This window comes from Streptomyces griseobrunneus (genome assembly GCF_046713465.1).
Classification (GTDB): Bacteria; Actinomycetota; Actinomycetes; order Streptomycetales; family Streptomycetaceae; genus Streptomyces; species Streptomyces microflavus.
The window spans coordinates 3,541,368-3,556,094 of sequence record NZ_CP177080.1; the positions used below are offsets into that span (position 1 = coordinate 3,541,368).

15 protein-coding genes and 1 tRNA gene are annotated in these 14,727 nt (G+C 71.0%); 6 read left to right on the forward strand and 10 right to left on the reverse strand.

Features of this window, described 5'->3' with window-relative positions; all coding sequences use genetic code 11:
• Positions 1-87 precede the first annotated feature (87 nt).
• Positions 88-1,566 (forward strand): MFS transporter, encoded by a 1,479-nt coding sequence (locus tag ACK8N7_RS16035; RefSeq protein WP_500442888.1) that lies wholly within the window; start codon positions 88-90, stop codon positions 1,564-1,566.
• Here the strand turns inward: ACK8N7_RS16035 and ACK8N7_RS16040 are convergent.
• The gene (locus tag ACK8N7_RS16040) at positions 1,497-2,459 is read right to left on the reverse strand and encodes an NmrA family NAD(P)-binding protein (RefSeq protein WP_500442890.1); all 963 of its coding nucleotides are present in this window, start codon (positions 2,457-2,459) and stop codon (positions 1,497-1,499) included. The genes ACK8N7_RS16035 and ACK8N7_RS16040 overlap by 70 nt on opposite strands.
• On the reverse strand, positions 2,456-2,881 hold the full coding sequence (locus tag ACK8N7_RS16045) for a nuclear transport factor 2 family protein (RefSeq protein WP_500442892.1): 426 nt from the start codon (positions 2,879-2,881) through the stop codon (positions 2,456-2,458). The genes ACK8N7_RS16040 and ACK8N7_RS16045 overlap by 4 nt, the downstream gene beginning before the upstream one ends.
• 96 nt (positions 2,882-2,977) lie before the next feature.
• On the opposite strand from ACK8N7_RS16045, the gene ACK8N7_RS16050 reads away from it, so the two are divergent.
• Positions 2,978-3,613, forward strand: a complete 636-nt coding sequence (locus ACK8N7_RS16050) for a TetR/AcrR family transcriptional regulator (RefSeq protein ID WP_500442894.1) — start codon at positions 2,978-2,980, stop codon at positions 3,611-3,613.
• 104 nt (positions 3,614-3,717) lie between these two features.
• Positions 3,718-4,059 carry a hypothetical protein gene (locus ACK8N7_RS16055; protein ID WP_500442896.1) on the forward strand — a complete coding sequence of 114 codons (342 nt, stop codon included), beginning with the start codon at positions 3,718-3,720 and terminating at the stop codon, positions 4,057-4,059.
• 68 nt (positions 4,060-4,127) lie between these two features.
• Here the strand turns inward: ACK8N7_RS16055 and ACK8N7_RS16060 are convergent.
• Positions 4,128-4,201 (reverse strand) — tRNA-Thr (locus tag ACK8N7_RS16060).
• Between the two features lie 177 nt (positions 4,202-4,378).
• Between ACK8N7_RS16060 and ACK8N7_RS16065 the strand changes: the two genes are divergently transcribed.
• From ACK8N7_RS16065 to ACK8N7_RS16075, 3 genes are all read left to right on the forward strand, one after another.
• The gene (locus ACK8N7_RS16065; protein ID WP_403216984.1) at positions 4,379-5,515 is read left to right on the forward strand and encodes an ABC transporter ATP-binding protein; all 1,137 of its coding nucleotides are present in this window, start codon (positions 4,379-4,381) and stop codon (positions 5,513-5,515) included.
• A 246-nt stretch (positions 5,516-5,761) separates the two neighbouring features.
• A complete protein-coding gene (locus ACK8N7_RS16070) occupies positions 5,762-6,175 on the forward strand; it encodes a hypothetical protein (protein ID WP_403216986.1) in 414 nt (137 codons plus the stop codon).
• 55 nt (positions 6,176-6,230) lie between these two features.
• Positions 6,231-6,950 (forward strand): nucleotidyltransferase family protein, encoded by a 720-nt coding sequence (locus ACK8N7_RS16075; RefSeq protein ID WP_403216988.1) that lies wholly within the window; start codon positions 6,231-6,233, stop codon positions 6,948-6,950.
• A 78-nt stretch (positions 6,951-7,028) separates the two neighbouring features.
• On the opposite strand, the gene ACK8N7_RS16080 is transcribed toward ACK8N7_RS16075, so the two are convergent.
• The 7 genes from ACK8N7_RS16080 to ACK8N7_RS16110 form a co-directional block, all read right to left on the reverse strand.
• A complete protein-coding gene (locus tag ACK8N7_RS16080) occupies positions 7,029-8,606 on the reverse strand; it encodes a DoxX family membrane protein (RefSeq protein WP_403216990.1) in 1,578 nt (525 codons plus the stop codon).
• Between the two features lie 233 nt (positions 8,607-8,839).
• Complete coding sequence (rlmB, locus tag ACK8N7_RS16085; RefSeq protein WP_031124611.1) at positions 8,840-9,796, reverse strand: 23S rRNA (guanosine(2251)-2'-O)-methyltransferase RlmB; 957 nt, start codon at positions 9,794-9,796, stop codon at positions 8,840-8,842.
• A 99-nt stretch (positions 9,797-9,895) separates the two neighbouring features.
• Positions 9,896-11,296: a cysteine--tRNA ligase gene (cysS, locus tag ACK8N7_RS16090; protein ID WP_500442899.1), complete on the reverse strand. Its 1,401-nt coding sequence runs from the start codon at positions 11,294-11,296 to the stop codon at positions 9,896-9,898.
• 134 nt (positions 11,297-11,430) lie between these two features.
• Entirely contained in the window at positions 11,431-11,835 is a 405-nt protein-coding gene (locus tag ACK8N7_RS16095) for a PPOX class F420-dependent oxidoreductase (protein ID WP_403216993.1), read from the reverse strand.
• Positions 11,836-12,122: 287 nt separating this feature from the next.
• Complete coding sequence (gene ispF, locus ACK8N7_RS16100; protein WP_403216995.1) at positions 12,123-12,638, reverse strand: 2-C-methyl-D-erythritol 2,4-cyclodiphosphate synthase; 516 nt, start codon at positions 12,636-12,638, stop codon at positions 12,123-12,125.
• Positions 12,628-13,395: a 2-C-methyl-D-erythritol 4-phosphate cytidylyltransferase gene (gene ispD / locus ACK8N7_RS16105; protein WP_403216997.1), complete on the reverse strand. Its 768-nt coding sequence runs from the start codon at positions 13,393-13,395 to the stop codon at positions 12,628-12,630. Before ispD ends, ispF begins: the two co-directional genes overlap by 11 nt.
• A gap of 403 nt (positions 13,396-13,798) precedes the next feature.
• Positions 13,799-14,281 (reverse strand): CarD family transcriptional regulator, encoded by a 483-nt coding sequence (locus tag ACK8N7_RS16110; protein ID WP_006380568.1) that lies wholly within the window; start codon positions 14,279-14,281, stop codon positions 13,799-13,801.
• Positions 14,282-14,727 lie beyond the last annotated feature (446 nt).

Sequence of the window (14,727 nt, forward strand, 5' to 3'; positions counted from 1 at the left end):
GAACAAGAACCACGTACAAGAGCACACCCGCAGCCCCACAGCCCCAGACACACCAACAGGCCCGGAAGGGCGAGAGGGATTACCACCGTGGAGAGTTCACCACCCGCAGCCCGCCCGGGAGGCGTGGTCGGCATCCTCGCCTTCGCCGGCATCGTGGCGGCACTCACGCAGACGCTGGTGGTGCCGCTGATCGCCCAGCTGCCGACGCTGTTCGACACCTCCGCCTCCAACGCCTCCTGGGTCATCACGGCCACCCTGCTGGCGGCGGCGGTGTCCACGCCCGTGGCCGGACGGCTCGGCGACATGTACGGCAAGCGGCGCATGCTGCTCGTCTCGCTCGTACCGCTGGTCCTCGGCTCGGTGGTCTGCGCCCTGTCGTCCTCGGTCGTCCCGATGATCGCCGGACGCGGCCTCCAGGGCCTGGGCATGGGCGTGGTGCCCCTCGGCATCAGCCTGCTGCGCGACGTCGTCCCGGCCGAGAAGCTCGGCCCCTCCATCGCGATCATGAGCGCGTCGATGGGCGTGGGCGGCGCACTGGGCCTGCCCTTCGCCGCTGCCATCGCGGAGAACACCAGCTGGCGGGTGCTGTTCTGGGTCGTCGCCGCACTGGCCCTCGCGGTCGGCGCACTGATCCGCACCCTGGTCCCCGCGGACCGCCCCGCCGGGGAGAGCGGCGGCTTCGACCTGCCCGGCGCCATCGGCCTCGGCAGCGCCCTGATCGCCCTGCTGCTCGCCGTCTCCAAGGGCGCCGACTGGGGCTGGGGCAGCCCCACGACGCTCGCCCTGTTCGCCGCCGCGCTCGTTCTCCTGCCCGCCTGGGGCTGGTGGGAACTGCGCCTGCGCGACCCCCTGGTCGACCTGCGCGTGACGGCCCGTCCGCAGGTGCTGATGACGAACACGGCCTCGGTCCTGGTCGGCTTCGCGATGTACGCCCAGTCCCTCGTCGTCCCCCAGCTGCTGCAGATCCCCGAGGCCACCGGTTACGGCCTGGGCCAGTCGATGCTCGCGATGGGCCTGTGGATGGCCCCGGCCGGGCTGATGATGATGGCGATGTCCCCGGTCGGCGCCAAGCTCTCCGCCGCCAAGGGCCCCAAGGTCACCCTGGCCGTCGGCAGCCTCCTCATCGCCGCCGGCTACGGCCTCTCCGTACCCCTGATCGGCTCCGGCTCCCCGTGGAGCCTGCTGATCGTCACCCTCGTCTGCAACTCGGGCGTCGGCTTCGCCTACGGCGCCATGCCGGCCCTCATCATGAGCGCGGTGCCCCAGTCGGAGACCGCGTCGGCGAACAGCTTCAACGCCCTGATGCGCTCGATCGGCACGTCGTTCGCGGCGGCCGTGATCGGCGTGGTCCTGGCCCGGATGACGACCGACTTCGGCGGCTTCCCCCTCGCATCCGAGAACGGCTTCCGCGTCGCGATGCTGATCGGCTGCGGGGTGGGCCTGGCAGCGGCGGTGGTTGCCGCGCTCATCCCCGTACGGACGACGAAGGCACCTCTTCAGCCGCCCGCGGCTTCCTCGTCGACACCGGAAGCAGCACCGGAGGCAGCACCGGCGGCCAAGGCCTGACCCTCACCCGCGTACCCACACCCACCCCCACCGCCCGCCTCACGCACCGCCACCGCGCGGAAGTCGCGAGGCGGGCGGCCGGTGATCCGCTCGACGGTATCGGTGGCCCGGTCCTCCACACCCCCCGCGATGGCCAGGTCCATATCGGCCAGCATCGCGGCGAACGCGGCGGGCATCTCGGCGGCCAGCCGCTGGACCATCTCCTCGCGGGTGAGCCGCTGATGGACGACCGTACGCCCGGTGACCTCGGTCAGTACGGCGGCGATGTCCCCGTAACTCAGCGCCTGCGGACCGGTGATGACCAGATCGGTGTTCGGGGCGCGGTCGTCGAGGAGGGCGCGTACGGCGACGGCGGCGATGTCCTCCGCGTCGATGAACCCGACCCGACCCTCACCGGCGGCCGTGCGGATGACCCCCTCGGCGCGGACGGTCCGGGCGTGGAGGTGGTCACCGGTGAAGTTCTGCATGAACCAGGAGGGCCGCAGGACCGCCCACTCGTCGAAGATCCCCGGCAGCGCGGCATGCACCTGCCCCACGGCGGGCCCCCCGGCCGGAATCGCGGACGAGCTGAGCAGCACCGCACGCCGCACCCCCGAGGCGTGGGCGCGCCGCAGGAACGGCAGCATGACGGCCGCCGGGTCGGAAGTGCCGGGCGGCGGAACGAGATAGACCCGGTCCACCCCACCCCCCAGGACAGCGTCGTACGAGGCGGGGTCGCCCCAGTCGAACCGCACCGCTTCGGCCCCTGCGACCGCTGTCGCCCGCCGACTCGCGGCCCGAACCCGCACCCCGGCGCGGACAAGCCCGGCGACAACACGACTGCCGGTGGTACCGGTACCCCCGATGACAAGGACGGCAACCGGCAGACCACTCATCGACCGCTCGCGGCTCATCGGTCACTCCCGGCGAAACCCTCGGAGAGTCCCCGCACGGCAAGGGGATTCCAGTAGTCGCGATACCGGACGATGAGCCCGCCCTCGAAGGTGACGACGGCAATATAGGACATATCGAATGGAGCACCGGTCTCCACGATCCGGCCCACGCCACGCATCTCGACGACGATGGTCCCCGACTCGTCGGTGCGGTGGATCTCGACGTAGGGGAAGTCGTGCAGGTCGATGTGGTCGGGGTAGCCCCGCATGTACGCGGCCACGGCGCCCTTGCCCTCCAGCCGCTGCGGCCGGCCGTCCGGCGCGAAGGGGAACTCGAAGACCCCGTTCTCGTCCCAGAGGTCGACCCAGCCGGGGATGTCCTTGTCCAGCAGCAGCCGCAGGCCCTGGCGGTACAGGTCCTCCGGTGCGGTGCGTGCGGTCATGGGGGCGCTCCGTCCCGTACGATACGGACCAGCGGTCCGCTTAACTCGACCGACGATACGGACCAGCGGTCCGCTTTGCAACCGGAGGCCCCGCCGATGCCCGACCCCACACCTCCAACTCCCCCCGCGCCCGCCACTCCCCCCGCCCCGAAGCCCCGCGCGGACGCGGCCCGCAACCGGGAGGCGGTACTCGCGGCAGCCGACCGGCTCTTCGCCGAGTGCGAGAGCCCCGGGGCCATCACGATGGCGGACATCGCAGCGGCCGCAGGCGTCGGCAAGGCCACCCTCTTCCGCGGCTTCGGCGACCGCACCGGCCTGATCCGCGCCCTGCACGAGACCCGACTGGCCCCGATCCGCCAGGCGGCCGAGGAAGGCCCACCACCACTGGGCCCCACCACACCTCCGCACGAACGCGTACCCGCCCTCCTGGACGCCCTCCTGTGCTTCAAGCTCGACAACCGCCACCTCTCCCTGGCCCTGGAAGGCACCGGCAACGGCAGCCCGTACGCCGCAGGCCACTACGCGCACTGGCACACCACCCTGCGCACCGCCCTGGCCCGGATCCCGAACCTCCCCACCCCCGACTTCACCGCCCACGCCCTCCTGGCCGCGACCCGCGCGGACCTGGTGGAACACCTGGCCGGCACAGAAGGCGTGCCCCGCGATCAACTACGTTCGCAACTGGCGGAGTTCACAGCCCGAGTACTGGGCCCGGCAGTACGGCGGGACTGAACACCACGACTGCCCCACCTCCACCTCCTAACCGCCGACGCTCCAGGCGGCCAGAGTGGCCAGGACCAAGCCCCACCACGTCCCCCACCCCCCAGGAGCCCCTCGTGCCCCAGCCCCCCACGGAACCGGACAACGCCCCCACGTTCCTCGCGCTCTGCAGCCACACCCACCTGTTCCCCGGCGCCCGCTGCCGCCTCCAGGGCCTGCCCGAACCCACCGCCTTCGCAGGCTCCCCGCAGCCGATCGACATCTACCTGCGCTTCTCCGACGGGGCAGCCACAGACGCCGAACTCCGCACGGACGACCCGACGGGCCCGGCACTCACGGTCCCGGCGTACACGACCGGCGCGGGCACGGCCATCGACGCCCGCACCTGGACCGTCCGCGCATGCACCGCCACAGGCGAAGAGGTCGAGCTGACGATCGGCACCCTCGGCACGCCCTGAGCCCCCCCTCAGGCCGAACACAACAAGAAAGCCCAGGCCAGAAGAGCTCTGACCTGGGCTTCCCGCTGAGCCCCCTGTCGGATTCGAACCGACGACCTACGCATTACAAGTGCGTTGCTCTGGCCAGCTGAGCTAAGGAGGCGTGCCGGAGCAGTGTAACCAACCGCGCACCCGGACCGTTCCCGATTTCCCTGTGCCCCGGACTACTGACAGATCGGAAAACGCCAGGTAGCGTCACGGCAGGTTCACGTCTGTGGACCAGACCACTCCCTACTCGGATCGTCCGGCACGTTCCTGCCGGTGGAGGAGAAGATTCATCATGGCCAGTGTCACGTTCGACAAGGCGTCCCGCGTCTACCCCGGCTCCACGAAGCCGGCTGTGGACCAGCTCGAGATCGACATCGCGGACGGTGAGTTCCTCGTCCTCGTCGGTCCTTCCGGTTGTGGCAAGTCGACCTCCCTGCGCATGCTCGCGGGTCTTGAGGACGTCAACGGCGGCGCGATCCGCATCGGTGACCGCGATGTCACGCACCTGCCGCCGAAGGACCGGGACATCGCCATGGTGTTCCAGAACTACGCGCTGTACCCGCACATGTCCGTCGCGGACAACATGGGCTTCGCGCTGAAGATCGCCGGTATCAACAAGACCGAGATCCGGGCGAAGGTCGAAGAGGCCGCCAAGATGCTGGACCTCACCGACTACCTGGACCGGAAGCCGAAGGCGCTCTCCGGTGGTCAGCGTCAGCGTGTGGCGATGGGCCGGGCCATCGTGCGGGAGCCGCAGGTCTTCCTCATGGACGAGCCGCTGTCGAACCTCGACGCCAAGCTCCGTGTCTCCACCCGTACGCAGATCGCCTCGCTGCAGCGCCGCCTCGGCATCACCACCGTCTACGTCACCCACGACCAGGTCGAGGCCCTCACCATGGGCGACCGGGTCGCGGTGCTGAAGGACGGGCTGCTCCAGCAGGTCGACTCGCCGCGCAACATGTACGACCGCCCGGCGAACCTCTTCGTCGCCGGCTTCATCGGCTCCCCCGCGATGAACCTCGTCGAGGTCCCGATCACCGACGGTGGCGTGAAGTTCGGCAACAGCGTCGTCCCGGTCTCCCGCGAGGCGCTCGCCGCCGCCGCGGACCGCGGTGACACCACCGTCACGGTCGGCATCCGCCCCGAGCACTTCGACATCCTCGAGCACGGCGGTGCCGCCGCGAAGTCCCTGTCCAAGGACTCCTCGGACGAGCCGGCCGGTCTCGCCGTCTCCGTGAACGTCGTGGAGGAGCTCGGCGCCGACGGCTTCGTCTACGGCGCCGCGCAGGTCGCCGGCAAGCACCAGGACCTCGTCGTCCGCGTCGGCGGCCGTGCCGTGCCGGAGAAGGGCACGGAGCTGCACGTCGTCCCGCGCCCGGACGAGCTGCACGTCTTCGCGACCTCGACCGGCGAGCGTCTCACCAACTGACGCCGTCACGAACTGACGCCGTCACATAGGCACGCACGGCCCCGTGTCCCCTTTCGAGGGGGGCACGGGGCCGTTTGCGTGGTCGGTGGCGGGTTTGGGTTTCGGTGCGGGGCGGCGTCAAATACCCCGGCACACAGGGCATTTCCCCCTGGCGCGTCAACCCGGCATTCGAAAGGACGCGTCGAACCATCCCTCGCGAGAGTGACGAAATGTCGTCAAGTCATCACCGACCGCTACGCTCGCTGCGTGACCCACACCGCTCGGCGCATCGGCCGATCCTTCGCCCTCGTCCTGCCCGTCGTCATGGTGCTCTCCGGGACCCTCGCGGTCACCAGCGTTCCGTGGGCGGCAACGGACAAAGACTCCACGCTGCTGGCCGCCTCCTCGGAGACCGTGTCCAAGCCCGCGAAGCCCCGCGCCGCGCAGGACGTCCTGCGCGACAAGCTGCTCGTCGAACTGCAGGAGAAGGACCCGGGCACCGCGCTCACGGGCCTCCAGCGTGCCGTCGAGCAGCGCCCCTCGCTGGCCCGGCACTGCATGTCGATCGCCAAGGCGCTCGGCAAGGCCGCCGTCGAGCAGTACGGCCCGACGCGCGCGCAGCGCTTCTCCCGTCCCGTCTGCGACACGTCGTTCGCCTCGGGGGTCGCTCAGTTCAGCTGAGCCCAACCGTACGGATTCCGCTGGGCGGCCGCAGGCACCGCATATCGTGCCTGCCATGCATACGTATCCGACGCAGGCCGTGATCCTCGCCGGTGGCCAGGGGTCACGGCTGCGGCCGTACACCGATGACCGCCCGAAGCCGATGGTCGAGATCCCGGGTACCGGGACCCCGATCATCGGCCATCAGCTTTCCTGGCTGGCCGCCGAGGGCGTCACCGACGCCGTGGTCTCCTGCGGGCATCTCGCCGAGGTGCTCCAGGAGTGGCTGGAGTCCGCCGTGCTGCCGCTGCGGGTCACGACCGTGGTGGAGACGGAGCCGCTGGGCCGCGGTGGCGGGCTGAAGTACGCGGCGCAGCGGCTGCCCGATCCGGAGCAGCCCTGGTACGCCACCAACGGCGACATCTGGACGCGTTTCTCGTTGCGCGAGATGGCCGCGTTCCACGCCGAGCGCGATGCCACCGCCACTCTGGCCCTCGCCCGGCCCCGGATTCCGTGGGGCGCGGTGGAGACGGACGCGTTCGGGCACATCACGGACTTCATCGAGTCGCCGCCCTCGCCGTATCTGATCAATGCGGGGGTGTACGTGTTCTCCCCCGCCTTCACGGGGATGCTGCCGGATCAGGGCGACCATGAGCGGACCACGTTCCCGCGGCTGGCCCGGGAGCGCCGGCTGGCCGGGTATCCGCTGCCTCACGGGGCGTACTGGCGGGCGATCGACACCGCGAAGGACCTGACCGAGGCGGCGCGTGAGCTGGGCGCCCAGGCGGGCAGCTGACCCGTACGGCAAGCCGCGAGAGGGCGGCCCCCACCCGAAGCCGGGTGGGGGCCGCCCCTTCGTGTGTCCGTCCGCGGGTCAGCCGAGGAGGCCGCCGATCGGGTTGCGGCCGCCGCCGGCGGAGCCGCCCGATGTGGAGCCTTCGCCGCCGCCCGAGGCGGGCGGGGCTTCCGGCTCCGAGCCGCCGCCGGTGGAGCCGTCCCCGCCGGTGGAGCCGGAGGAGGTGGGGCCGGCGCTGGTGGCGGCGGGGGGCTGCTGGGGGGTGGTCTGCTGCGGGGGTTCCTGGCCGGTGCCCTGGGTCTGGCTGGGCTGGGCACCGGTGCCGGTGCTCTGGCCGCCGCCGGAGTCGCGGGTCGCGCCGGGGGTGGCCTGGCCGCCGTCTGCGGGGGTGGTGGCGGCGCCGGAGCGGGTGGGCTCGGGGCGGCGCTCCTGCTCCTGGGGGGTGCGGGAGGCCTGGCGTTCGCCGGTGGACTCCTGGGGGAGCGGCTGGCCGGGGAGGCGGTTGGTCGGGTAGTCGTTGCGGCCGGGGACGGTGACGACCTCGGCCGAACGGACCGCGCCGCCGAGGATGGAGCCGATGAGCAGGGTGAGGCCGATGACGACGCTGGCGACGACGGAGCCGCGGCGCAGGACGCGGCGGCGCAGGTCCCAGATCTCGGAGCGGGGTCCGAGCCTGCGCCAGGCCTCTCCGGCGAGCCGTCCGTCGACGGAGTAGACGGGGGCGCCCGCGATGATCAGGGGGCTCCAGGCGGCCAGCAGGATGATGTCGGGGGCGTCGTACACGGCGACCGTGCGCCAGCTGACGGTGACCAGGAGGGCGGCGGAGAGCAGGGCGCCGACGGAGGCGGCGACGCGCTGCCAGAGGCCGAGGACGGTGAGGACGCCGACGACGACCTGGAGGAAGGCGACGGAGAGTCCGGCGCCGACCGGGTGGGAGAGGGCGAAGTCGCGGAGGGGTTCGGCGAGCGCCCAGGGGTGCAGCGAGGTCAGCCACTTGACCATGGAGCCGCGTTCGCCGCCGTCGAAGTAGACGGGGTCGCAGAGCTTGCCCATGCCGGCGTAGATGGAGATGAAGCCGAGGAGGACCCGCATGGGGAGCAGGACGACGCCCAGGTTCATCCGGTGGCCGGGGTAATAGGCGTGCCGTACGGGGTCGTTGCCGTGGCGCCTGGCGCGGGCCTCGGAACTCTCCTCGTCGCCGTCGCCGTCGCCGGGGGTGTCCGGTTCGTCGTCGACGGAGTCGTACGCGCCGACGGCCTGGCGCATGGGCGGCAGGAGGGGTCCGGTGCGTCCGGTCTGCTGCGGGGCGGTCAGTACGGGGTTGGGCTGCGTCTCCTCCAGGAGCGGGATGACCTGCGTCGCGCCCGCCGCGTGGCCGTCCGCGGCCCCGGCGGTGAGCGCGGTGTCGAGGTGGCCGGCGGTGGAGTTGCGTACGGCCTGGAGGAGGCCGGTGGCGCCGGGGTCGCCCGGGGCCGATCTGCCGCTCCAGACGACCGGTGCCCGCCTGCGACCGCCGCCGGCACCGCTCATGGCGGGGATGCGGGCCGTGTCCGCGGGGGCACCGCGCAGCCGTGCGCGCTGGCCCGGGGCGAGCTGCACCCGGAAGCTGGCGTGGTTGACGATGACCTGCGCGGGGTCGCTGTCCACCTTGGTCATGCTCAGGGCGGGTTGCTCGTCGAACCGAGGCGTTCTGGTGTCCACACTCATCTAACCGAGTGATGGGTGCTTAGGACACTGCCTTGACAGGCCCGATGTGTCCGAGACCCGTCAAGATCCGGCCAAACTCGGGCATCCTGGAACCCTGTTCGGCGTTCGCGCGTCAACTCGGTGGGCGGGCGAGCCCGTTGCCGAGGCCGTCACCGCGCGAACGCCGTAGCGGTCCGGTGCGGCTATCCGCGGCGGCGCGCCACCTCGTAGAGCACGATGCCTGCCGCGACACCTGCGTTGAGCGACTCGGCGCCGCCCGGCATGGAGATCCGGACCCGGTAGTCGCAGGTCTCGCCGACGAGGCGGCCGAGGCCCTTGCCCTCGCTGCCGATGACGATGACGACGGGACCGGCCAGCTCCTGGAGGTCCTCCACCGTGTGCTCGCCGTCGGCGGCGAGGCCGACGACCGTGAGGCCCGCCTTCTGGTAGCCCTCCAGCGCGCGGGTGAGGTTGGTGACCCGGGAGACCGGCGTACGGGCCGCCGTGCCGGCCGAGGACTTCCACGCACCGGCGGTCATGCCGGCCGCGCGGCGCTCGGGCACGACCACGCCGTGGCCGCCGAACGCGGAGACCGAGCGGACGATCGCACCGAGGTTGCGCGGGTCCGTCACCCCGTCGAGCGCGACGATCAGCGGGTCCTCGTTGTTGTCGTACGCGGCGGCGGTGAGGTCCTCCGGGTGCGCGTACTCGTACGGCGGGACCTGGAGGACGAGGCCCTGGTGGTTCAGGCCGTTCGTCATCCGGTCCAGCTCGGGGCGCGGGGCCTCCATCAGGTTGATGTTGCCGCGCTCGCCCGCGAGCTTGAGCGCGTCACGGACGCGCTCGTCGTTGTCGATGTACTGCTGGACGTACAGGGTGACGGCGGGCACACCGTCCCTCAGGGCCTCGTAGACCGGGTTGCGGCCCACGACCATCTCGGAGGTGCCCTTCACACCGCCGCGCCGGGGCGCGGGACGGCGGGCGGCGGCCTGCTTGGCCTGGGCGCCGGCGATCCGGTTCTTCTTGTGTCCCTTGCGGGCGGAGGCGGGCGGCGTGGGTCCCTTGCCTTCGAGACCACGGCGTCGCTGACCACCGCTGCCGACCTGCATGCCCTTCTTGTTGGACGTGCGGCGGTTCCTGCGCTGGCTGTTCCCGGCCATGACCTACCTGTTTCGTTGCTTTCAGACGTGCGTACGTATAAGGCAAGTGTGCCGCCCGGAGCGCCGGGCGGCACAACTGCGCCGTTCAGAGGGTGCGGCTCAGCGCGGGCCGAGCGTCCACCGGGGACCGCTGGCGCTGTCCTCGATGACGAGTCCGGACTGGTTGAGCTGGTCGCGGATGGCGTCGGCGGCGGCCCAGTCCTTGCGGGCGCGGGCCGACTGCCGCTGGTCGAGGACGAGGCGTACGAGGGTGTCGACGACACCGTGGAGGTCCTCGCCGCGGTCCCCCTCGCCCGCCCAGTGCTCGTCGAGCGGGTCGAGTCCGAGGACGCCGAGCATGGCCCGGACCTCGGCGAGGCGGGCGACGGCGGCTTCCTTGTCGTCGGCGGCGAGCGCGCTGTTGCCCTGGCGGACGGTGGTGTGGACGATCGCGAGGGCCTGCGGCACGCCGAGGTCCTCGTCCATCGCCTCGGCGAAGGCGGGCGGCACCTCGGCGGCGGGGGCGACGGTCTCCCCGGCCTTCTCGGTGACGCGCTGGACGAAGCCCTCGATCCGCGCGAACGCGGACTCGGCCTCGCGCAGGGACTCCTCGCTGTACTCGATCATCGACCGGTAGTGCGGGGTGCCCAGGTAGTAGCGCAGGACGATGGGGCGCCACTGCTTGACCATCTCGCTGACGAGGACGGAGTTGCCGAGCGACTTGGACATCTTCTCGCCGGCCATGGTGACCCAGCCGTTGTGCACCCAGTAGTTCGCGAACGAGTCGCCGAACGCCTTGGCCTGGGCGATCTCGTTCTCGTGGTGCGGGAAGATCAGGTCGATGCCGCCGCCGTGGATGTCGAAGGCGGAGCCCAGGTACTTGTGGGCCATGGCGGAGCACTCCAGGTGCCAGCCGGGCCGACCGCGGCCCCACGGGGTCTCCCAGCTGGGCTCACCGGGCTTGGCCGTCTTCCACATGGCGAAGTCCCGCTGGTCGCGCTTGCCGGTCTCGCCGTCGCCGGAGGGCTGGCGCAGGTCGTCCAGCTCCTGGTTGGAGAGCTCCAGGTAGCTGGGGAGGGACCGGACGTCGAAGTAGACGTTGCCGTCGGCCTCATAGGCGTGGCCGCGCTCGATGAGGCCGCGCATCATCTCGATCATCTCGGTGATGTGGCCGGTGGCACGGGGCTCGTAGGTGGGGGGCAGGCAGCCCAGCGCGTCGTAGCCGTCGTTGAACGCACGCTCGTTCTCGTAACCGATCGACCACCAGGGGCGGCCCTGCTCGGCGGACTTCTTGATGATCTTGTCGTCGATGTCGGTGACGTTCCGGATGAACGTCACGTCGTAGCCGCGGTAGGTGAACCAGCGGCGCATGATGTCGAAGTTCAGTCCGGAACGGATGTGCCCAATGTGCGGTGCGGCCTGGACGGTAGCGCCACAGAGATAGATCGAGACACAGCCCGCTGTGAGCGGGACGAAGTCACGGATCTGCCGGACGCTGGTGTCGTGCAGGCGAATAGTCACGCCTCAAGGGTAGTAGGCCGACACCAGTGCCCCGCGACCCTTGGGCGATCGCGGGGGCAACTTTCTGATACCGGCCTGGTCCGGGCGGCCCCGGCGGGGGCCAGGTCCGGGGTTTTCGGGGCTCCCTGGGGCTCTCAGATGCGTCCGACGACCTTGCGCGGGGTGATCCGGACCACGACCCGGGGGTCGTCCTGGCCGGAGTTCGGGTTGAACTCCGCGTACGGCTTGCCGGTGTACTTCAGCGACAGCTCGTCGATGAGCTCCTGGCCGCCCTCGGTGGTCAGCTCCGCCTGGCCGCGGATCTCGGCGTAGGCGTACGGGTTGTCGGCGGGCTGCACGACGACCGTCACGCGCGGGTCGCGGCGGAGGTTCGTCTCCTTGCGGCGGCCGACGGTGGTGGAGATCAGCACGTCGTCGCCGTCGCGCTTCACCCACACCGGGGAAACCTGCGGGCTGCCGTCCGGCTGGATGGTGGCGATGTTGACGAAGACCGGGGTGTCGAGCAGGTTCTTGAGCTCGGTGGAGAGTGCGGCGGTCATGACGTACGTCCTCCTGGTGGCCGGGGTGGTCCAGTTGTCCTACCCCCAACCCCGCGCTCCCTCAGTTGCTTCCCGCGTCACCCGTACTTCTCGCCGCGTCCCGCCGGAAGGGTGAACGTGGAGGCGGCACCGGCCGGCGGTACGGGGCCGGTGCCGTCGGTCGCTCGGTCGGTGGAGACCGTCCGCCGGAGGATGTCGGGGCGCGTTGAGCCGTACGGGTGACGGGGCCGTCCCCGTCCGGCGGCGGAGAGCAGGAGAGCGCCCAGGCACGCGGGGTGACCGCGTCGTCAGCGGGCGCGGTAGACCAGCGCCGTCGCGATCCCCGCGATCCCCTCGCCGCGCCCGGTGAAGCCGAGCCCGTCGGAGGTGGCCGCGGAGAGCGAGACCGGGGCGCCCACGGCGGCGGAGAGCACCTTCTGCGCCTCGTCGCGCCGCTTGCCGATCTTCGGGCGTACGCCGACGACCTGGACGGCGACGTTCCCGATCTCGTACCCCTCGGCGCGGACGATCCGGGCGGCCTCGGTGAGCAGGGTCACGCCGGCGGCGCCGGACCACTCGGGGCGGCCGGTGCCGAAGTGCTGGCCGAGGTCGCCGAGGCCGGCGGCGGAGAAGAGGGCGTTGCAGGCGGCGTGCGCGACGACGTCGGCGTCGGAGTGGCCGGCCAGGCCGGGGCCCTCGCCCTCCCACTTCAGGCCCGCGCACCACAGCTCGCGGCCCTCCTCGAAGGCGTGGATGTCGGTGCCGATCCCGACGAGCGGGATGACGGGGGCGCCGGGCGCTCCCGTGGGGTTCTCAGAAGCCATCGTTGGCCCTCCTGCGGGCGAGTACCGCTTCGGCCAGCACCAGGTCGAGCGGCCGGGTGACCTTGAACGCCTCTTCGTGTCCGGGGACGACGACGACCGGCTTCCCGAGGCGTTCGACCATGCCCGCGTCGTCCGTGGCGCCCTCGCCGTCGAGCGCGACCTCGGCGTGGGCCCGCACCAGCGTGTCCCGGTCGAAGCCCTGCGGGGTCTGCACCGCGCGCAGCCTGGCCCGTACGGGGGTGGAGAGCACCGGCTCCGGCTCCCCGGCCACCACGGCGGGCTCGACCTCCTTGACGGTGTCGGCGAGCGGCAGGGCGGGGACGACGGCGGGCGCCCCGTTCCGTACGGCCTCGACGACCGCGTCCACCGTGTCGACCGGCACCAGGGGCCTGGCCGCGTCGTGGACCAGGACGACGGAGATGTCCTCGGGCAGCGCGTCGAGGCCGAGGCCCACGGACTCCTGCCGGGTCTCTCCGCCGGGCACGACCAGGTAGTCGGTGCGCTCGGGCAGGGCGTGCTCGTCGAGAAGGTGCTTCACCTCGGGCGCGCCGTCCGGCGGGGCGACGACCACGACGAGGGAGACGGCGCGGGAAGCCGCCATGGCGCGGACCGCGTGGATGAGCATGGGCGTGCCGCCGAGCACCCGGAGGGCCTTGGGCGCGCCCGGTCCGAGTCGTATGCCCCGCCCGGCCGCGGGGATCACCGCGGCGGTACGGAGGGGGCGTGGCCGATCGGGCGGGGGTGGCGTCGATGACATCGATTGCACTCCGAAGGTCCGAGGGGTCCGAGGATCCGAGAGGGAAGGTCCGAAGGTTCGGCAGGTCGATCCGGCAGGTTTGTTTCCACGGGCGACATGGGTAGGGGCCCAGCAAGCCGGGCGTGACGCCCTGACTTGAACCGGGCCCCTTCCGTGACACCCGGTTCGAGCGGATGTCACGGCGGCGATCAACGGTACGGCGGACGCACCACCGTCACCGGGTACGGGGATCACCGGAAGTCGGGCACTCGATCGACGAGCCGGGATCGATCGACGGAAGACCGACCGACGGAAGTCGGGCGATCGTTCCGAGTCCGGACATGCCGCAGCGCCCGACGACACACCGTGAAAACGGATGGTCAGCGGGCACCGCGGCACATTCTTGCAACCGGTGCGATCCGGTTCAGGACGCGAGGACCTCGTCAAGCAGGGCCTCGGCCTTGTCTTCGTTCGTGTTCTCCGCGAGAGCGAGCTCACTCACCAGGATCTGGCGGGCCTTGGCGAGCATGCGCTTCTCTCCGGCGGAGAGACCGCGCTCGCGCTCACGACGCCACAGGTCACGCACCACTTCAGCGACCTTGATGACATCGCCCGAGGCGAGCTTCTCCAGATTTGCCTTGTACCGCCGGGACCAGTTCGTCGGCTCTTCGGCATACGGTGCACGAAGCACCTCGAAGACCCGGTCCAGTCCCTCCTGCCCGACCACGTCGCGCACGCCCACGAACTCCGCATTGTCCGCCGGCACACGAACAGTCAAGTCGCCCTGGGCGACCTTGAGCACCAAGTAGGTCTTGTCCACGCCTTTGATCTGGCGAGTTTCGATAGCCTCGATCAGCGCGGCCCCGTGATGGGGATAGACCACGGTGTCGCCAACCTTGAACGTCATGTGACAGGTACCCCTTCCGTGGCTATCCAGAGTAACACGAGAATCGCCTCTCCTGAATGGCGTTTTCGCAGGTCAGGGCATATCTCAGGGCTTGACAACAGCAACACGAACGTGCTGCGGAAGGCTTCCGGAAGGCGGTATTCGCAGGTCGGAGCGGCTGTGCGACCGGAGGGAAACACTCACGACGCACAGCCCGGAAGCCCCACAGAAGAGGGCGAAAGTCCCGTTTTGTCGGGTTCCAGATGGTGAACTTCACGTACTCCGTTCGACCATCGATCACCCGTACGGATGTAAGCGCGGGCGCCCAATGAAATTGATCAAGGCCCGCCCCTCACGACACCCTCCGCCGCTCTCGCGACGCCTTTCGCGGGGAATGCGCCGCGGGCCGGAGGAATTGATCACCGCGTTTATGTGAACGGCACGTGACGCGCCGCCCGGACCGGCGG